The following is an 18,538-nucleotide window of genomic DNA, read 5'->3' as shown; positions in this document are numbered from 1 at the left end:
AGTAGAACATCATCATGCGGCCTCAATACACGTTAGCGGCTGGTTTCCTCGGCATTCTGATGTCGTTGGTTTCCCCTGTGAGCCTGGCGAATCTGCTGTCGGAAGACGGCGCGGTTAAATCTGAATACATGGAAGCGCAGCGCGATAGCGAAGTCTATGCGTTGGTGGGCGAGCATGTGATCCCGGTAGGAGAAGTGAAGCGCGGGCAGCTGATCCAGGTGTTCCCGGCGGATGCGGAATACTACGAATTCAAATTCGGGCACGGCACCGGCTTTATCGATAAAGATGACGTGCGCGAACTGAAGAAGTCGCGCAAGGTACAAGACGATCTGGGCGAGCTGAATAAACCGCTGACCAACCAGAATCTGATCACCCAAAAAACGATCGACGTTTATACCGCGGCGGACAAGGACAGCGAGGTCTTGGGCACGCTGGAAGGCAACCTGCGCTATCCGATCATCGGCAAGCTGAAGGATCGCCTGAACAACACCTGGTACGAGGTCAACATCGGCGAGCGGCTGGGGTTTGTCAATGAGCTGGACTGCGAGATCGATAGCGGCATACCGGTGCTGACCTATCATCACCTGCTGAAAAACGAAGAGAACAAGCGCTTCCGCCACACCTCGACCACCACCTCAGACGTGGCGTTCAGCAACCAGATGACCTACCTGAAGCAGGCGGGCTACGACACCATTTCGCTGTATCAGCTGGAAGCCTACCTGAAGAACCAGATCAACCTGCCGGGCAAGGCGATCGTGCTGACCTTCGACGACGGGCTGAAATCGGTTTATCGCTACGCTTACCCGGTGCTGAAGGATTACGGTTTCCGCGCCACGGCGTTCATCATCTCTTCGCGCATCAAACGCCACCCGCAGAAATGGAACCCGGACTCGCTGCAGTTTATGAGCGTCTCGGAGCTGAAGCAGATTCAGGACGTGTTCGACGTGCAGTCGCACACTCACTTCCTGCACCGCACCGACGGTAATCGCCAACCGATTTTGCTGAGCCGTTCGCTGCACAATATCGAGTTCGATTTTGAGCGCTCGCGCCGCGCGCTGTCGCAGTTCAACCCGCACGTGCTGTATCTGTCCTACCCGTTCGGCGGCTATAACCAGCGGGCGATCCAGGCGGCGCAGGACGCCGGTTTCCATCTGGCGGTGACCACGGTGCAGGGCAAGGTGAAGCCGGGGGATAACCCCTATACGCTGAAGCGGCTGTATATTCTGCGCACCGACTCGATCCAGACCATGGCGGATCGGATAGCCAACAAGCCGGGCACGGTGGTGGTGCAGTAAGGAAGAACGGGCGCGCAAGGCGCCCGTTTTAGTGTCAGGCGACCTGAACCGGCACGGCTTTCGCCTTGCGCTGCAGGTTGTTGTCACCTTCGAAATAGGCGACTTTCGGGTGGTGTTGGCGGGCGTCGGCGTCGGTCATTTGCACATAGGAGCAGATGATCAGTTTGTCGCCCACGCAGGCGCAGCGCGCGGCGGCACCGTTAACCGAAATGATGCGCGAACCGCGCTCGGCGGCGATGGCGTAGGTGGAGAAGCGCTGGCCGTTATCCACGTTGTAAATATCGATCGCTTCATATTCCAGAATGCCGGCGGCCTCCAGGAAATCCTGGTCGATGGCGCAGGACCCTTCATAGTGCAAGTCAGCCTGAGTGACTTTGACGCGATGCAGCTTGCCTTGCAGCATAGTACGTATCATAGCTTTACCTAACTGAATATCGGCCTTCACAGGCGCTGGGGTTGAACATCTCTCCTGCATCCCTGCAATCTCTATCGTCACCGATTGCTCCGCCATTGTCTACCAATGGTCAGTGGCCAAGGGTGACGACAGTATAAAAAACGGCTTACAGCGTCAGGTCGACCTGCTGGTTGTCGATAAGACGCGCCTTGCCCAGCCAGGCGGCCATCAGCACCACCGCCCGCTGGCTGTCCACCGTCAGTGGTTGCAGGCTGTCGGCGTCGCGAATAAACAGCTCATCCGGCGTAAAGCCGGCGGCGCGCAGCTGCTCGGCGGTCTGTTCCAGCAGCGTTTCGATATGGCGCTCGCCATTGGCCAACTGCTGCGCCAGCCCATTCATGATCTTGCTCAGCTGCGGCGCGACCTTGCGCTCTTCGGCGGTCAGGTAGCCGTTGCGCGAGCTGAGGGCCAGGCCGTCTTTGGCGCGCACGGTCGGCACACCGACGATGTCGATGTCGTAACCCATGTCCGCCACCATTTTGCGGATTAGCGCCAGCTGTTGATAATCTTTCTCGCCGAAGCAGGCCAAGTCAGGTTGCACCAGGTTAAACAGCTTGCTGACGATGGTGGAAACGCCGCGGAAGTGGCCCGGCCGGCTTGCGCCTTCCAGGATGCTGGAGATGCCCGGCACGTCGACGTAAGTCTGCTGCTCCAGCCCCTGCGGATAGACTGCAGCCGGGGCTGGCGCGAACACCAGATCGACGCCGCGGCGGGTCAGCTTCTCGCTGTCTTCCTGCAGCGTGCGCGGGTAGCGCGCCAGATCGTCCGGCCGATCGAACTGCATCGGGTTGACGAAGATGCTCACCACCACCACGTCGGCGCGGGCGCGCGCTTCATCGACCAGCGTCATATGGCCGTCGTGCAGGTTGCCCATGGTCGGCACCAGCGCGATGCGTTTGCCTTCCTGGCGCCAGCGGCGGATCTGCTGACGCAGCATCGGCAGGGTTTCGATAATAATCATTGGGTGACTCCTGGAACCATCGCTTAGTTAAAAGAGTGTTCAGCCGCCGGGTAGAGGCCTTGTTCCACTTCCTGAATGTAGTGCTGCACCGCCGTGCGGATATCGCCGCTCTGCGCCAGGAAGTTCTTGGCGAACTTCGGCGTGTGGCCGCCGGTGATGCCGAAGGCGTCGTGCATCACCAGGATCTGGCCGTCGGTGCCGTTGCCGGCGCCGATGCCGATGACCGGAATGGACAGCGCTTCGGTGATCTGGCGCGCCAGCTCGGTCGGCACACATTCCAGCACCAGCAGCTGAATGCCGGCCAGCTCCAGGTTCTGCGCGTCCTGCAGCAGCTGTTTGGCGGCCAGTTCGTCGCGCCCTTGCACCTTATAGCCGCCGAACACGTTGACCGACTGCGGCGTCAGGCCCAGATGGCCGCACACCGGCACCGCGCGCTCGGCAAGCATTTTCACCGTGTCGCACAGCCAGCTGCCGCCTTCCAGTTTCACCATGTTGGCGCCGGCGCGCATCAGCTCGGCGGCGTTGGCGAAGGTCTGTTCCGGGGTGGCGTAACTCATGAACGGCAGATCGGCCAGCAGCAGGCAGGCCGGCGCGCCGCGGCGCACGGCGCGCGTGTGGTAGGCTACGTCGGCGACGGTGACCGGCAGCGTGGAGTCGTGGCCCTGCAGCGTCATGCCCAGCGAATCGCCCACCAACAGGACTTTGATGCCTTGCTCTTCAAACAGTTTGGCAAAGCTGGCATCGTAGGCGGTAAGGGTAGCAAACTTGCGTTGCTCCTGTTTGCACTGGCGCAAGTGGGTCACGGTGGTGGGTTTCATCACAACGTCTCCTGAAACGGGCCGTGCGGCTTGCGCAGGCCCAGGCTGCAAAAAAGTGCAGCCATTCTACTGTAACCCGATCGGGGTGGGTAGCGCGGATCGCCATGCTTAAGCGGTTCTTAAGAACCTTGTGGTGCAATGGCGCAATGACTGAAAAGGGATACTCATGCGAATTCTGCTGATCGAAGATGACAAACTGATCGGGGACGGCATCAAGGCCGGGCTGACCAAACTCGGCTTCAATCTGGACTGGTTCACCGACGGCGCCGTTGGCAAAAATGCGCTGGACAGCGCGCCGTACGACGCGGTGATCCTCGATCTCAGCCTGCCGGGCCTCGATGGCCTGGATCTGCTGCGCCAGTGGCGCCAGGCCGGGCAGGACGTGCCGGTGCTGATCCTCACCGCCCGCGATGCGTTGGAGCAGCGGGTCAGCGGGCTGCAAAGCGGCGCCGACGATTATCTGTGCAAGCCGTTCGCGCTGGCCGAAGTGGCGGCGCGTCTGCAGGCGCTGATCCGCCGTCGCCACGGCCAACTGATGCCGCAGCTGACGCACGGCAATGTGGTGTTTGACAGCGCCACCCGCAGCGTGAGCTGCAACGGCGAGCCGGTGACGCTGACGCCGCGCGAGTTGGCGGTGCTGGAGCTGTTTCTGCACAACAAGGGGCGGGTGCTGGCGCGGCCGTTGATTCAGGAGAAGCTGTACAACTGGGACGACGAGGTGAGCAGCAACGCGGTGGAGGTGCATATTCACCACCTGCGGCGCAAGCTGGGCAACGGCTTCATCCGCACCATTCACGGCGTGGGTTACACGCTGGGGGATGCGCCGTGAAGCGTCTCAGCCTGCGGCTGCGTCTGATCCTGATCTTCAGCCTGTTGGCGCTGATGACCTGGTGCACCGCCAGCGTGGTGGCCTGGGTGATGTCGCGCAACACCATCAATGAAGTGTTCGACACCCAGCAGATGCTGTTTGCCAAACGGCTGGCGACCGCCAACCTCGGCGATCTGCTGGCCGATGAAAGCGCGCGCAGCCTGCCGAAAACCAAGAAGCTGGTGCATCACGGCAAGCGAGGCGATCAGGACGACGACGCGCTGGCGTTCGCCATCTTCGATCGCCAAGGCAAGATGCTGCTCAACGACGGCGAGAACGGCGCCGATTTCCTGTTTGACGGGGAGCGTGAAGGTTTTACCGACGGCGAGCGCAAAGGTGATGACGACAGCTGGCGCCTGCTGTGGCTGACCAGCCCAGATGGGCGCTATCGCATCGTGGTCGGCCAGGAGTGGGATTACCGGCGCGATATGGCGCTGGGCATGGTGACCGGCCAGCTGGTGCCCTGGCTGGCGACGCTGCCGGTGCTGATGCTGCTGATCGCGCTGATGGTCGGGCGCGAGCTGCGGCCGCTGCGCGCGGTGGCGGCCGGTTTGCGCCGGCGCGCGCCCGATGACGCGACGCCGTTGGACGCGCGCCAGGTGCCGACCGAGGTGCGTCCGCTGGTGGATGCGCTCAATGCGCTGTTCGCTCGCATCAACGCGTTGCTGGTGCGGGAGAGGCGTTTCACCTCCGATGCCGCGCACGAGTTGCGCAGCCCGCTGGCGGCGCTGCGGGTGCAGACCGAAGTGGTTCAACTGGCGGGGGACGATGCGCCGATGCGCGAGCACGCGCTGGACAATCTTACGGTCGGTATCGATCGCGCCACCCGGCTGGTGGATCAGCTGCTGACGCTGTCGCGGCTGGATTCGCTGTCGGATCTGGCCGAACTGGCGCCGATCGACTGGAACGAACTGGTGACGATGACCCTGGCGGAGCAGGATCGGCAGGCCCATGCGGCGGGCGTGACGCTGCGCTATGAACATCAGGGAACGCCGCCGCCGCGTCAGGGGGAAACCTTGCTGCTGTCGCTGCTATTGCGCAACCTGCTGGATAACGCGGTGCGCTATACCCCGCAGGGCGGCGTCGTCACCGTGACGCTGAACGAACGTTCGCTGACGGTGGAGGACGACGGTCCGGGTGTCACCACGGAGCATCTGGCGCGGCTCGGAGAACGTTTCTATCGCCCGCCGGGGCAGGAGCAAACCGGCAGCGGGCTGGGCCTCTCGATCGTGCAGCGTATCGCCGGATTGCATGGTTTACAGATCGGCTTTGCCAATCGCCCGCCGGGCGGGTTCGTTGCGCGGCTGACGTTGTAGGCGGGTCAGGACTTGAGTTTTGGCTGATGCCACAGCGCCATGCCGTTTTCCGGCACGCGCTTGAGGCAGCTGGCGAGCGGCTCGCCATCGGGGAAAATCAGATCGGGAGCGATTTCCGCCAGCGGGTAGAGCATGAATTCGCGCTCTTTCAGACCGTAATGCGGCACCGTCAGGCGCTCGGTATGGATCACCTTGTCGCCGTACAGCATGATGTCCAGATCGAGCGTGCGCGGCCCCCAGCGTTCATCCTTGCGCACGCGCCCCTGATTGCGTTCTATCGCTTGGGTATGGTCGAGCAGCTGTTCGGGCGGCAACAGGGTATCCAGCGCCACCACCGCGTTGAGAAAGTCCGGCTGGTTTTGCGGCCCCAGTGGCTTGGTGCGGTAAAACGAAGAACAGGTGACCAGCCGGGAGCGCGGGAGATGCTCCAGCGCTTCCAGTGCGGCTTGAACCTGTTGCAGCGGCTGCGCCAGGTTGCTGCCCAGCGCGATATAAACGCGGATCATTATGCCCCTTCTTTACGCGGTGCCCGGCGGCGAGGGCGGCGTTGACGCGCGCGGCGCGGCGCCGGATCGTCCCCCAGGGTGCTCAGCATGGCTTTCTGCCGCGCCGGCGTGGCGTCCTGGAACTCGCCCCACCACTCGGCCAGACGCAGCATCTCCTGATTGTCTTCCACTTCCGCACGCAGCGCCAGCAGATCATAGGCGGCGCGGAATTTCGGGTGTTCCATCAACTTGTGCGCGCGTTTGCCCTGGCGGCGGGACAGGCGCAGCTGCAGCTGCCAGATATCGCGTACCAGCGTGGTAATGCGTTTCGGGATGGCCAGCGAGCGGCACTGCTCGTCGAGTACGTCGTTCATCGCCAGCGCGAAGGCGTCGTAGTAGGCCAGGCCGCTTTCCTGCGCCAGCTTCTGCGCGTGCTCCAGCAGCGGGTACCACAGCATGGCGGCAAACAGGAACGCCGGGTTGACGCGCATGTCGTTCTGCAGGCGGTGATCGGTGTTCTTCAACACCTGCACCAGAATGCGCTCCATCGGCGTATCGTGGTTCGGCGTGAAGTTGCGGGCGATCAGCGGGAACAGTGGTTGGAACAGCTGGTATTCGCACAGCTTCAGGTAGGTCTGGAAACCGTAACCGGCCTGCAGCAGCTTGAGGGATTCTTCGAACAGGCGCGCCGGCGGGATCTCATGCAGCAGCGAGGCCAGGCGCGGGATCGGCTCGGCGGTCTCTTCGCTGATGCGCATATCCAGTTTGGCGGCGAAGCGCACCGCGCGCAGCATGCGCACCGGATCTTCGCGGTAGCGGGTTTCCGGATCGCCGATCAGGCGAATCACGCCCTGTTTCAGATCGTTCAGGCCGCCGACGTAATCGCGCAGGGTGAAATCCGCCACGCCGTAGTACAGGCTGTTGATGGTGAAGTCACGGCGCTGGGCGTCTTCCTCGATCGAACCGAAGATGTTGTCGCGCAGCAGCATGCCGTTTTGCGCCTGCTGAGACGAGTTCTTGTCGGATTCCGGGTTCTGTTCGTGGTGGCCGCGGAAGGTGGCCACTTCGATGATTTCCGGCCCGAACATCACGTGCGCCAGGCGGAAGCGCCGGCCGACCAGGCGGCAGTTGCGGAACAGCTTGCGCACTTGCTCCGGCGTGGCGTTGGTGGTGATGTCGAAGTCTTTCGGCTTTTTGCCGAGCAACAGATCGCGCACGCCGCCGCCGACCAGATAGGCTTCGTAGCCGGACTTGTTCAGGCGGTAAAGCACTTTCAGCGCATTTTCGCTGATGTCTTTGCGGGAAATCGAGTGCTGTTCGCGCGGGATCACGGTCATCGAGTCGTTGCTCTCGGCGATAGGAAAAGGCGGACGCTTGCGCGGCGTTGAGCGGCGGGCAGGGGCGTTGCTGCCGTTATCGGCGGCGCGCGGCTGCGGCGCAGGGCGGCTTGGCGCCGCGGCACGCTCTTCGCGGACTACGTTTTTATCGCCGGCCGCCGCGTCGTCGCGGGGCAGCTTGTCATCGCGGGTCAGTACCTTACGACAGAAGTTGGCTACTCGGGTAAAAATGGTACACCTCGATAGTGACTGATAAAAATGGAGCTAACAAAAAATAGCGGCTAATCATAGCTCACCATGGCTCCTTTGAGAATGCCGGCGTGTTTTCATCCAGAGGGATAGCCTCCTGACGCGGCACGTTTTCCAACCGCCAATGTGCGACCGCCCAGCTCAATAATAATGGCAGGTCAAGATCTTGCCAGCTTTCCGGCAGCGGTTGGCGCAGAAATTTCAGCGCGGCGATCAGCACCGGGCGCGGATCGCCTGCGGGCAACGCCGGCGCATGATTTTGCTTCGACAGCTTGATGCCGTTGGCGCCCAGCGCCAGCGGCAGATGCACATAGGCGGGCACCGGCGCCTGCAGCTGGCGGTAGAGGGCAATTTGACGCACCGTCGGTTCGATCAGATCGGCGCCGCGCACAATCTCGGTCACGCCCTGAAAATGGTCGTCGATCACCACCGCCAGGTTGTAGGCGAACAGCCCGTCGCGACGGCGAATGATAAAGTCTTCCCCCGCCAGCGCCGGATCGGCGTGCAATTCTCCCTGCAGGCGATCGTGGAACCCGTAAACGGGCGCGGTCTGGCGCAAGCGGATGGCGGCGCCCTGTGGGCCGAGCTGCAAATCGCGGCAGTGGCCGTCGTACAATCCGCCGATGTGCTGGATGCGGCTGCGGGTGCAGGTGCAGTAATAGCTGAGCCCCTGACGCTGCAACAGATCCAGCGCGGCGCGATAGGCGTCGTGACGTTGGGATTGATAGATGACCTGGCCGTCCCAGTGGAGACCATAATGTTCCAGCGCGGACAGGATGCGAGCGGCGGCGCCGGGGACTTCGCGCGGCGGGTCGATATCTTCGATGCGAACCAGCCACTGCCCGCGTTGGGCGCGAGCCTGAAGGTAGCTTCCCAGAGCGGCAATCAGCGAACCGAAATGCAGATCCCCGGAAGGCGATGGGGCAAAGCGCCCCACATAATGACTTTCTTGCATATCAGAGGGGAGTGGTTCCCTTTTCTCTGTGCGGCGCACGCGGGTGCGCACGCCGCAGCGGTAACATACTCGTTATGCTTGAAACTGCATCTGTGTTAGCTGCGCCTGCTTACCCGAATCACTTACTTGAGTAAGCTCATCGGGATGCGCATTCTTGCCGCCTTGATGCAGCTCCAATCATTTAGAGTAGCGGTATTAGCCGGCCATCTGCTTTTCGCGGATCTCAGCCAGCGTCTTGCAGTCGATGCACAGATCGGCGGTCGGACGCGCTTCGAGGCGACGAATGCCGATCTCCACGCCGCAAGATTCGCAGTAGCCGAAATCATCGTCTTCCACTTTCTTCAGCGTTTTCTCGATCTTTTTGATCAGTTTGCGTTCACGGTCACGGTTACGCAGTTCAAGGCTGAACTCTTCTTCCTGAGTAGCACGGTCGGCCGGATCAGGGAAGTTGGCTGCCTCTTCTTGCATATGCGATACAGTACGGTCCACTTCGTCCCTGAGCTGGTTGCGCCACGCTTCAAGAATGCGCTTGAAATGCGACAACTGGGCGTCGTTCATGTACTCTTCGCCCGGCTTCTCTTGGTACGGCTCCACCCCAGCGATGGCGAGAATGCTCAAGGACGAGGTTTTACGGTTTTGCCCTTCTTGCATGTTGCTTCTCCTACATACACACGCACTATCGAATCCCCAATGCGGGGGAAAAACAGGCCGCTATAAATAACAGAAGGAAGGTAGGTTGGCAATTATTCCTGTCGCCCGCTTGACAATCGTGTGAAGGAGGGCGTATTTGGCGATCGTGCTGGCCGGTTGTCTATTTATAGGGACCCGACTGCGCTAATCGATAAAAAACGGCAGCTTATCGCAGAGATAAATACCGTCAGGTGATAACTTTGCCCCGTAACAAACCACTTCCACTCCCAACTGCCGGACCTGTGCCAACAGCGCCGCATAGCGCTCATCTATATGATGTGCCGGTGCGACCTGCTCAATACCGCTGTGTAACACGGCAAAGAACAACACCGCCCGTTGCCCGCTTTCAACCACGCTGAGCAACTCACGCAGGTGCTTTTGCCCTCTGAGCGTTACCGCATCAGGAAAGTAACCACGTTGTTGTTGCAGTAATGTGACTGACTTAACTTCAATATAGCAGTTAACCCGATTTTCTGCCTGTAATAACAAATCGATACGGCTGTTTTCACCGCCGTATTTCACTTCGCCGCTGATTTTACTGTAACCGGATAATTCATTGATTAAATTGTGTTCGATCGCCTCGCGCACCAGCGCGTTGGCACGCAGGGTGTTGACGCAGATCCAGTGCCCCTGTTGGGTATGGGTCAGTTCCCAGCTGTGGGCGTATTTGCGCTTGGGGTTGTCCGACGTGGAGTACCAAACGGTGTCGCCGGGCGTGGCGCAGCCGGTCATGGCGCCGGTATTGGCGCAGTGCAGCGTAAAGGTTTCCCCTTCCGGGGTGATCACGTCCGCCAGAAAGCGTTTGTAACGTTTTATCAGCGTGGCGGAACGCAGCGGTGGAGAGAAAATCATGCGGATGCCTGCGTGGCCAGCGGCCACTGTTCGAGGTGTTGGTAACGGGTGCGCCCGTTTTCGAACACCGACTCATACAAGGAAAAGGCGTCGGCGCTGAACGCCCAGCCCGGCGTCGCCGGCGGGATCGCCACCGGCTGGGTGGCGGCGCGCAGCAGCGTGATGTGCGGATGGAACGGCAACGCGCTTTGATGGCAGCCGCTGCGGGCGGCCTGCGAACGCAGCAGTTCGGCCAGCTGCAATAGCCCGCGCGGCGCGCGGCGGGTGCCGAGCCAGACCACGCCGGGGCGCGGCCAATGGCCGAGATCGTCGAGCCGCATGCTGAAGCCGGGTTGCACGATGCGGCCGGCCAGTTTGCGCAGCGCCAGCTCTTTCTGCGCGGTGACTTCGCCGAGAAACGCCAGCGTCAGGTGCAAATTAGCCGCCGCCACCGGCCGGCCGGCCTCCGGCGCAAACGCCTCGGCGCGCCAGCGGATCACCTGCTGTTGCAGGGCGTCAGGCAAGGACAGGGCGAAAAACAGGCGGCGCGAATTGGACATGGAGACTCGGTAAATAATGACAAATCCGTCAGGAACAGATTTGAATGCGGCTTGCAGCGGCCTCGCGCGAAGCGGGACGCCTGGACGAGCTCCGTACTATAGCTAACGACGCCGCAGTTTGAAAGGCTACGGGGGCAAAGCTAATGCTACACTGTACGCCGTTTAACGTTAACCACCACGGAGAGTTCAGTGTCTTCATTGCCCGTCAGCGCGGTGCTTGATGAGTTGCTGGCTGCGTTGCAGTCCGCTCCTCAGGTACTGTTGCACGCCCCGACCGGCGCCGGTAAATCCACCTGGTTGCCGCTGCAGATCCTGGCTAAGGCCGGGTTGCCGGGGCGCATTATCATGCTGGAGCCGCGGCGGCTGGCGGCGAAAAACGTCGCTTATCGCCTGGCGCAGCAACTGGGGGAGGAGCCCGGCCAGACCGTGGGCTACCGCATGCGCGCCGAAAGTAAAAGCGGGCCGCAAACCCGGCTGGAAGTGGTGACGGAAGGCATTCTCACCCGCATGCTGCAGCAGGACCCCGAGCTGCAGGGCGTGTCGCTGGTGATCCTCGATGAGTTCCACGAACGCAGCCTGCAGGCCGATCTGGCGCTGGCGCTGCTGCTCGACGTGCAGCAAGGGCTGCGCGACGATCTGAAACTGCTGATCATGTCGGCCACCCTGGACAACGCGCGCCTGTCGCAGCTGCTGCCGGCAGCGCCGGTGGTGGTGTCCGAGGGGCGCAGCTTCCCGGTTGAACGTTTATATCAGCCGTTAGCCAGCCATCAGCGGCTGGAGGATGGCGTAGCGGCGGCGGTGAAGCGCCTGCTGGCCGAACAGCCGGGGTCTTTGCTGCTGTTCCTGCCGGGCGTGGCGGAGATCAATCGGGTGCTGGAGCGATTGACCGGCGAGGTGGCAAGCGATACCGATCTTTGCCCGCTGTATGGCGCGCTGCCTCTGGCGCAGCAGCAAAAAGCGATTCAGCCGGCGGCGGTTGGCCGCCGCAAGGTGGTGCTGGCGACCAACATCGCTGAAACCAGCCTGACGATCGAGGGCATTCGGCTGGTGGTGGACAGCGGCCTGGAACGCGTGGCGCGTTACGACGTGCGCAACGGTTTGACGCGGCTGGCGACGCAGCGCATCAGTCAGGCCTCGATGGTGCAGCGCGCCGGACGCGCCGGGCGTCTGGAGCCGGGCATTTGCTGGCATCTGTTCGCCAAAGAACAGGCGGAGCGCGCGGCGGAACACGCCGAACCGGACATTTTACAGAGCGATCTCACCGGCTTTTGGCTCGAGTTGCTGCAGTGGGGTTGCCACGACCCGGCGCAGCTGACCTGGCTGGATGCGCCTCCTGCCGCCGCATTGGCGGCGGCCAGGGCGCTGTTGCACCGGCTGGGGGCCACGGATGACGGTGGCAAACTTACCGCACCGGGGCGCCAGATGGCCGCGCTGGGATGCGAGCCGCGGCTGGCGGCGATGCTGACCGCCGGCGCGGCGCTGAGTGCCGACGGCCTGGCGACGGCGGCGTTGCTGGCGGCATTGCTGGAAGAACCGCCGCGCGGCGGGCAGATGGATATCGGCTACTGGCTGAGCCGCCCGCAACCGAACTGGCGGCAGCGTGCCGCGCAGTTGGCCAAACGCCTGCCGCAACGTGCGGGGCAAGTCGACGTCGATCTGGCGCCGCGGCTGTTGGCGCTGGCGTTTACCGATCGCATCGCCCAGCGGCGAGGCCAGGACGGCCGCTACCTGCTGGCCAACGGCATGGGGGCGGCGATGAATCAGGATGAGGCGCTGTCGCGTGCGCCCTGGCTCATCGTCCCCAGCCTGTTGCAGGGCCACAACAGCCCCGATGCGCGCATCCTGTTGGCGCTGCCGGTGGACATCGACGCGCTGGCGGCGCAGCTGCCGGCGATCGTCACGCAGCGCACGGCGGTGGAGTGGGATGACGAGAAGGGCACGCTGCGCGCCTGGAAGCGCCAGCAGATCGGCCGTCTGACGCTGCGCGCCCAGCCGCTGGCCAAACCGGCGGACGAAGAGCTGCAGCAGGCGCTGCTCGATTGGGTGCGTGCGCAGGGGCTGGCGGTGCTCAACTGGGAGGGCGCCGCCGAACAATTGCGGGTGCGCCTGCAGTGCGCGCAAGCCTGGCTACCGGAGGCGGCATGGCCGGCGATGGATGAAGAGCCGCTGCTGGCGGCGCTGGAGCAGTGGCTGTTGCCGTCGCTGAACGGCGTGCGCGATCTGCGCGGCTTGAAGCAGGTCAACATCGCCGAGGCGCTGTCCCGCCTGCTGGACTGGCAGCAAAAGCAGCGGCTGGATAATGCGCTACCCACTCATTACACTGTGCCGACCGGCAGCCGCCTGCCGATCCGTTATGAGGCCGGCAAACCGCCGGCGCTGGCGGTGCGTTTGCAGGAGGTGTTCGGCGAGCAGCGCAGCCCGATGTTGGCGGAGGGTCGCATCCCGGTGGTGCTTGAGTTACTCTCACCGGCGCACCGGCCGTTGCAAATCACCGGCGATCTGGCGGCCTTCTGGCAAGGCGCCTACCGCGAGGTGCAAAAAGAGATGAAGGGCCGCTACCCGAAACACGTTTGGCCGGACGATCCGGCCACGGCGGTACCGACGCGCCGAACGAAGAAATATCAGTAGGTCGCGATCATTCAAGGTTTGGAATTCAGATGTTTCTTCTGGTCAGCGCTGCGGCGTAGGCACAGATTAAGCGACTAATCATGGCCGGCAGTGTCGGCAAGCTCGGAGAACAACAGCCATGGCTGGGGATGACCGCGAGCCCATCGGGCGCAAAGGAAAACAACCAAAAAATACCGCGTCGCGCAAGCCGCCGCGCCGTCGCCGAGACGACGATTATGACGATTACGAAGAAGACGAGTATGACGATGATGAGTATGAAGAGGAGGAGGAACGCATGCCGCGTAAGGTAAAAGCGACTCCGCCGCGTAAAAAACGCCGCTGGCTCGGCCTGATTATCAAACTGATCCTGGTGATCGCCGTCCTGTTGGCGATCTACGGCGTCTATCTGGATTCCCAGATCCGCAGCCGCATCGACGGCAAAGTCTGGCAGCTGCCGGCGGCAGTGTACGGCCGCATGGTCAACCTGGAACCGGGCATGCCGTACAGCAAGAAGGAAATGGTCAACCTGCTGGAAGGCATGCAGTATCGCCAGGTCAGCCGCATGACGCGTCCGGGCGAGTTTACCGTGCAGGCCAACAGCATCGAGATGCTGCGCCGCCCGTTCGATTTCCCGGATGGTAAAGAAGGGCAGATCCGCGCCCGTCTCGATTTCCAGAACAACCGTCTGGCTAAGATCGAAAACCTGGACAGCGGCCGCAGCTTCGGCTTCTTCCGCCTCGATCCGCGCCTGATCACCATGCTGCAGTCGCCAAACGGTGAACAGCGTCTGTTCGTGCCGCGCGCCGGTTTCCCGGATCTGTTGGTGGATACGCTGATCGCCACGGAAGACCGCCACTTCTATGAGCATGACGGCATCAGCCCGTACTCCATCGGCCGCGCGGTGCTGGCCAACCTGACCGCCGGCCGTGCGGTGCAGGGCGGCAGTACCCTGACGCAGCAGCTGGTGAAGAACCTGTTCCTGACCAATGAGCGCTCGCTGTGGCGTAAGGCCAATGAAGCCTATATGGCGCTGCTGGTCGATTACCGTTACAGCAAGGACCGCATTTTGGAGCTGTATCTGAACGAGGTGTACCTCGGCCAGAGCGGCAGCGACCAGATCCGCGGTTTCCCGTTGGCCAGCCTGTACTACTTCGGCCGTCCGGTGGACGAGCTGAGCCTCGATCAGCAGGCGCTGCTGGTCGGCATGGTCAAGGGCGCGTCGCTGTATAACCCGTGGCGTAACCCGAAACTGGCGCTGGAACGCCGCAATCTGGTGCTCAAGCTGCTGCAGAACCAGGGCGTGATCGACGGCGAGCTGTATGACATGCTGAGCGCGCGTCCGCTGGGCGTGCAGCCGAAAGGCGGCGTCATTACGCCACAGCCGGCCTTTATGCAGATGGTGCGTCAGGAGCTGCAGACCAGGCTGGGCGATAAGGTGAATGATCTGTCCGGCGTGAAGATTTTCACCACGCTGGATCCGGTGTCGCAAGACGCGGCGGAAAAAGCGGTCGAAGACGGCATCCCGGCGCTGCGCGCCGCGCGTCACGTGCAGGATCTGGAAGCGGCGATGGTGATCGTCGATCGCTTCAGCGGTGAAGTGCGCGCCATGGTCGGCGGCGCCAATCCGCAGTTCGCCGGTTTCAACCGCGCCATGCAGGCGCGCCGCCTGGTCGGCTCGCTGGCCAAGCCGCCGACGTACCTGACCGCGCTGTCCGAACCGGATAAATACCGCCTCAACACCTGGCTGGCGGATGCGCCGCTGTCGCTGAAACAGCCGAACGGCGCCGTCTGGCAGCCGAACAACTATGATCGCAAATTCCGCGGTCAGGTGATGCTGGTGGATGCGTTGGCCAACTCGCTGAACGTGCCGACGGTGAACCTTGGCCTGTCGGTGGGGCTGGATCAGATCAGCGCCACGCTGCAACGTCTGGGCATCCCGAAAGCGGAGATCAACCCGGTGCCTTCGATGCTGCTGGGCGCGATCGGCCTGACGCCGATGGAAGTCGCGCAGGAGTACCAGACCATCGCCAGCGGCGGTAACCGTGCGCCGCTGTCGGCGGTGCGTTCGGTGATCGCCGAAGACGGCACGGTGCTGTACCAGAGCTTCCCGCAGGCCGAACGCATGGTGCCGGCGCAGGCCGCTTACCTGACGCTGTACGCGATGCAGCAAGGCGTGGCGCGCGGGACGTCCCGCTCGCTGTCGGTGAAGTTCCCGAACTACAACCTGGCGGCGAAAACCGGTACCACCAACGATCTGCGCGACAGCTGGTTCGCCGGCATCGACGGCAAGGAAGTGGCGATCGCCTGGGTGGGGCGCGACAACAACGGCCCGGCCAAGCTGACCGGCGCCAACGGCGCGTTGACCCTGTATCGTCGTTATCTGGAAAACCAGACGCCGCTGCCGCTGATGCTGCAGCCGCCGGAAGGCATTAACCAGATGAGCATCGACTCTGCCGGCAACTTTATCTGCGGCGGCGGCAGCTGGCGCACCATCCCGGTTTGGACCGACAATCCGCAGGGATTGTGCCAGGCCAGCCAGGCGGCGGTGCAGCAACAGCAGCAACCGGCGGCGGGTGAGCAAAAAGATGGCGATGGCGTCGCCGGCTGGATCAAGGATATGTTCGGCCAGTAATCGCTACCGGGGCGTCGGCCCCGGTGAAAATTTTTTCTTTGTTATTAAGCCCGTAACCTTGGTTGCGGGCTTTTTTATTTTTTCGCTCGTTTTATTTCCCTGTTAACCGCATGGCTAAGCGCCTAATCCTTAACCTATTTGCCCCATGAATTCGGCTTGCAGTTTAATTTGGCTTCTGCATAAAATGCGACGCTTATAATAATTATTATCGTTTACATTCTTCATTTAATAATTCATCAGAGAAATCAACTATGCCGACCAAGCGTCTTTCGTCATCCGCGGCCAAGCAGGGCCGTACCCCCGTCAGCGCGTTAGCGATCACCGTCGCTGCGGCGTTGGGCACGCTGGCGATGCCGGCTTTTTCCGCCGACGCCAAGGAAGACACGATTACCGTTGTGGGCGGCAGCAATGCCGCCCAGCAGGAAAGCGCCTGGGGGCCGGTCGGCACCTATGTCGCCAAACGCAGCGCCACCGGCACCAAAACCGATACGCCAATCGAGAAGAACCCGCAGTCCGTTTCCGTAGTGACGCGTGAAGAGATGGACATGCGCCAGCCGGATACGGTGAAGGGCGCACTGGCCTATACGCCGGGTGTGATGATTGGAAATCGCGGTGCCTCCACCGCCTATGATGCAGTGAACATCCGTGGTTTCAGCTCGGTAGGTACCAATATGTATCTGGATGGCCTGAAACTGCAGGACGATAACTATTCGATTTATCAGATAGACCCTTACTTCCTTGAGCGAGCGGAAGTACTGCGCGGACCGTCTTCGGTATTGTACGGCAAAAGCAACCCTGGTGGGGTGGTCGCGCTGGTCAGTAAGCGGCCGACAACAGAGACGCTGCGCGAAGTTCAATTCAAAATGGGGACAGATAATCTGTTCCAGACCGGTTTTGACTTCAGTGACGCTTTGGATGATGCGGGGGTTTACTCATATCGTCTGACGGGGGTTGCGCGCGATGAAGATCAGCAGCAGGTTGGCGAGAAAAGTAAACGTTATGCTATTGCTCCTTCCTTCAGTTGGCGACCTGATGATCGCACTTCTTTGACTTTCCTCAGCAGCTTCCAGGATGATCCTAGCGTTGGCTTCTATGGCTGGTTGCCGAAAGAAGGTACGGTGCAAAATGGTATCAACGGTAAGTTACCGACCAGTTTCAACGATGGTGAGCCTGGCTATAACAACATTTCCCGCAAGCAGCAAATGGTCGGATATGCCTTTGAGCATAGTTTTGATGATGTTTGGACCGTGCGCCAAAACCTGCGTTATTCGAAAATGGATGTGGACTACCGTTCTATTTACGGCCTAGGCATTGATCCAGATAATTCAGCTGAGCTGAAGCGTGGCGTGATGAATTCCAAAGAGCATATGTCCAGCTTTGCGGTCGACACACAGGCACAGGCTAAATTTGCGACCGGGCAAGTTGACCATATCTTGTTGATGGGTGTGGATTATATGCGTATGCGCAATGATGTTGTGTATCAATATGGCAGTGCATCCAATCTGAATGTCATCGCTCCACAGTACGGCAATCGGAGCTATACCATTACCGGTGGTGCCAGTCAGGTTAACCGTCAGGAGCAGACCGGCCTGTATGTGCAAGATCAGGCTGAATGGAACAACTGGGTTCTGACGATGGGGGGGCGCTATGATTGGAGCGATACCAACAGCACCAATCGCCTGAACCAGAATTCCGTATCTAAGCAGCAGGATAACCAGTTTACCGGCCGTGCTGGCTTGAACTATGTTTTCGAAAACGGCATCGCGCCTTATGTCAGCTACAGCGAATCGTTTGAGCCAACCTCAGGCACTGATTTTTCAGGTAATACGTTTGCTGCCTCTAAAGGCAAGCAGTATGAGGCTGGGGTTAAATACGCACCTAAGGATCGTCCGATCACCGCCAGTTTGGCGCTTTACCAGTTGACTAAAACCAACAATAAAGTGGCTGACTTAGAACATCCGTTCTTTAGCGTCCAGGGAGGGGAGGTCCGTTCTCGTGGGATTGAGTTGGAGGCGAAAGCGGCCTTGTCGGCTAACCTCAATCTGTTGGGCTCTTACACCTACACGGATGCTGAATATACTAAAGATACTTCGCTACAGGGGAATACACCTTCCGCTATCCCTAAACACATGGCTTCTCTGTGGGCGGATTACACCTTCCATGAAACTGCGATTAGCGGTTTGACCTTGGGTTCAGGCGTTCGCTATGTTGGTTCCAGCTATGGTGACGAGGCCAATACGTTTAAAGTGAAGGATTACACGGTGTTTGATGCCGCGATAAAATATGATCTGGCGCGTTTCAATTTGCCCGGCTCTTCGATTGGCATCAATGTGAACAACCTGTTTGATAAGGAATATGTCTCCAGCTGCTTTGCTACCTATGGCTGCTACTGGGGCGCAGAACGCCAGGTGGTCGCCACCGCAACCTTCCGTTTCTAACCGGATAGCCGGGGCGGCGCCGCGTCGCCCCGGACAAAGCAG

The 18,538-nt window shown here is 61.0% G+C and carries 15 protein-coding genes; 6 read left to right on the top strand and 9 right to left on the bottom strand.

Going from position 1 to position 18,538, the window contains the following annotated elements:
* Window positions 1-14 precede the first annotated feature (14 nt).
* On the top strand, window positions 15-1,295 hold the full coding sequence (locus ACJ8HN_RS16515; RefSeq protein WP_033635920.1) for a polysaccharide deacetylase family protein: 1,281 nt from the start codon (window positions 15-17) through the stop codon (window positions 1,293-1,295).
* A 34-nt stretch (window positions 1,296-1,329) separates the two neighbouring features.
* On the opposite strand, the gene panD is transcribed toward ACJ8HN_RS16515, so the two are convergent.
* The 3 genes from panD to panB form a co-directional block, all read right to left on the bottom strand.
* A complete protein-coding gene (panD, locus tag ACJ8HN_RS16510) occupies window positions 1,330-1,710 on the bottom strand; it encodes an aspartate 1-decarboxylase (RefSeq protein ID WP_004937544.1) in 381 nt (126 codons plus the stop codon).
* A 145-nt stretch (window positions 1,711-1,855) separates the two neighbouring features.
* Entirely contained in the window at window positions 1,856-2,710 is an 855-nt protein-coding gene (panC, locus tag ACJ8HN_RS16505) for a pantoate--beta-alanine ligase (protein ID WP_033649603.1), read from the bottom strand.
* Between the two features lie 23 nt (window positions 2,711-2,733).
* A complete protein-coding gene (gene panB, locus ACJ8HN_RS16500; RefSeq protein WP_041036647.1) occupies window positions 2,734-3,528 on the bottom strand; it encodes a 3-methyl-2-oxobutanoate hydroxymethyltransferase in 795 nt (264 codons plus the stop codon).
* Between the two features lie 166 nt (window positions 3,529-3,694).
* On the opposite strand from panB, the gene qseB reads away from it, so the two are divergent.
* Window positions 3,695-4,357: a quorum sensing response regulator transcription factor QseB gene (gene qseB, locus ACJ8HN_RS16495; protein ID WP_004937550.1), complete on the top strand. Its 663-nt coding sequence runs from the start codon at window positions 3,695-3,697 to the stop codon at window positions 4,355-4,357.
* Window positions 4,354-5,712, top strand: coding sequence for a quorum sensing histidine kinase QseC (gene qseC, locus ACJ8HN_RS16490; protein WP_060427003.1), 1,359 nt, complete (start codon window positions 4,354-4,356; stop codon window positions 5,710-5,712). Before qseB ends, qseC begins: the two co-directional genes overlap by 4 nt.
* 5 nt (window positions 5,713-5,717) lie before the next feature.
* On the opposite strand, the gene folK is transcribed toward qseC, so the two are convergent.
* The 6 genes from folK to thpR all read right to left on the bottom strand — a co-directional run bounded on the left by folK (window position 5,718) and on the right by thpR (window position 10,819).
* On the bottom strand, window positions 5,718-6,218 hold the full coding sequence (folK, locus tag ACJ8HN_RS16485) for a 2-amino-4-hydroxy-6-hydroxymethyldihydropteridine diphosphokinase (protein ID WP_442523712.1): 501 nt from the start codon (window positions 6,216-6,218) through the stop codon (window positions 5,718-5,720).
* Entirely contained in the window at window positions 6,218-7,765 is a 1,548-nt protein-coding gene (pcnB, locus tag ACJ8HN_RS16480) for a polynucleotide adenylyltransferase PcnB (protein WP_072265254.1), read from the bottom strand. Before pcnB ends, folK begins: the two co-directional genes overlap by 1 nt.
* A 61-nt stretch (window positions 7,766-7,826) precedes the next feature.
* Window positions 7,827-8,738 carry a tRNA glutamyl-Q(34) synthetase GluQRS gene (gene gluQRS / locus ACJ8HN_RS16475; protein ID WP_047570569.1) on the bottom strand — a complete coding sequence of 304 codons (912 nt, stop codon included), beginning with the start codon at window positions 8,736-8,738 and terminating at the stop codon, window positions 7,827-7,829.
* 195 nt (window positions 8,739-8,933) lie between these two features.
* Window positions 8,934-9,389: an RNA polymerase-binding protein DksA gene (dksA, locus tag ACJ8HN_RS16470; RefSeq protein WP_004937569.1), complete on the bottom strand. Its 456-nt coding sequence runs from the start codon at window positions 9,387-9,389 to the stop codon at window positions 8,934-8,936.
* 183 nt (window positions 9,390-9,572) lie between these two features.
* The gene (gene sfsA / locus ACJ8HN_RS16465; RefSeq protein WP_004937572.1) at window positions 9,573-10,280 is read right to left on the bottom strand and encodes a DNA/RNA nuclease SfsA; all 708 of its coding nucleotides are present in this window, start codon (window positions 10,278-10,280) and stop codon (window positions 9,573-9,575) included.
* Window positions 10,277-10,819 (bottom strand): RNA 2',3'-cyclic phosphodiesterase, encoded by a 543-nt coding sequence (gene thpR / locus ACJ8HN_RS16460; protein ID WP_033649609.1) that lies wholly within the window; start codon window positions 10,817-10,819, stop codon window positions 10,277-10,279. Before thpR ends, sfsA begins: the two co-directional genes overlap by 4 nt.
* Window positions 10,820-11,008: 189 nt before the next feature.
* Between thpR and hrpB the strand changes: the two genes are divergently transcribed.
* The 3 genes from hrpB (at window position 11,009) to fhuA (ending at window position 18,496) form a co-directional block, all read left to right on the top strand.
* Entirely contained in the window at window positions 11,009-13,447 is a 2,439-nt protein-coding gene (gene hrpB, locus ACJ8HN_RS16455) for an ATP-dependent helicase HrpB (RefSeq protein ID WP_172905077.1), read from the top strand.
* Between the two features lie 118 nt (window positions 13,448-13,565).
* The gene (gene mrcB, locus ACJ8HN_RS16450; RefSeq protein ID WP_033654687.1) at window positions 13,566-16,058 is read left to right on the top strand and encodes a bifunctional glycosyl transferase/transpeptidase; all 2,493 of its coding nucleotides are present in this window, start codon (window positions 13,566-13,568) and stop codon (window positions 16,056-16,058) included.
* Window positions 16,059-16,309: 251 nt separating this feature from the next.
* The gene (gene fhuA / locus ACJ8HN_RS16445) at window positions 16,310-18,496 is read left to right on the top strand and encodes a ferrichrome porin FhuA (RefSeq protein ID WP_442523711.1); all 2,187 of its coding nucleotides are present in this window, start codon (window positions 16,310-16,312) and stop codon (window positions 18,494-18,496) included.
* The last annotated feature ends 42 nt before the right edge of the window (window positions 18,497-18,538 follow it).

Origin of the sequence: Serratia sp. CY29653, assembly GCF_052169255.1 — a bacterium.
Lineage (GTDB): Bacteria > Pseudomonadota > Gammaproteobacteria > Enterobacterales > Enterobacteriaceae > Serratia > Serratia sarumanii.
This window is presented reverse-complemented; position numbering and strand designations above follow the sequence as displayed.

What these genes read in the sequence shown, in the direction of transcription:
- mrcB (WP_033654687.1), top strand. Translation starts at nt 13,566, where the DNA reads ATGGCTGGGGATGACCGCGAGCCCATCGGGCGCAAAGGAAAACAACCA.
- thpR (WP_033649609.1), bottom strand. Translation starts at nt 10,819, where the DNA reads ATGTCCAATTCGCGCCGCCTGTTTTTCGCCCTGTCCTTGCCTGACGCC.
- gluQRS (WP_047570569.1), bottom strand. Translation starts at nt 8,738, where the DNA reads ATGCAAGAAAGTCATTATGTGGGGCGCTTTGCCCCATCGCCTTCCGGG.
- panC (WP_033649603.1), bottom strand. Translation starts at nt 2,710, where the DNA reads ATGATTATTATCGAAACCCTGCCGATGCTGCGTCAGCAGATCCGCCGC.
- qseB (WP_004937550.1), top strand. Translation starts at nt 3,695, where the DNA reads ATGCGAATTCTGCTGATCGAAGATGACAAACTGATCGGGGACGGCATC.
- panD (WP_004937544.1), bottom strand. Translation starts at nt 1,710, where the DNA reads ATGATACGTACTATGCTGCAAGGCAAGCTGCATCGCGTCAAAGTCACT.
- panB (WP_041036647.1), bottom strand. Translation starts at nt 3,528, where the DNA reads ATGAAACCCACCACCGTGACCCACTTGCGCCAGTGCAAACAGGAGCAA.
- sfsA (WP_004937572.1), bottom strand. Translation starts at nt 10,280, where the DNA reads ATGATTTTCTCTCCACCGCTGCGTTCCGCCACGCTGATAAAACGTTAC.
- ACJ8HN_RS16515 (WP_033635920.1), top strand. Translation starts at nt 15, where the DNA reads ATGCGGCCTCAATACACGTTAGCGGCTGGTTTCCTCGGCATTCTGATG.
- folK (WP_442523712.1), bottom strand. Translation starts at nt 6,218, where the DNA reads ATGATCCGCGTTTATATCGCGCTGGGCAGCAACCTGGCGCAGCCGCTG.
- fhuA (WP_442523711.1), top strand. Translation starts at nt 16,310, where the DNA reads ATGCCGACCAAGCGTCTTTCGTCATCCGCGGCCAAGCAGGGCCGTACC.
- dksA (WP_004937569.1), bottom strand. Translation starts at nt 9,389, where the DNA reads ATGCAAGAAGGGCAAAACCGTAAAACCTCGTCCTTGAGCATTCTCGCC.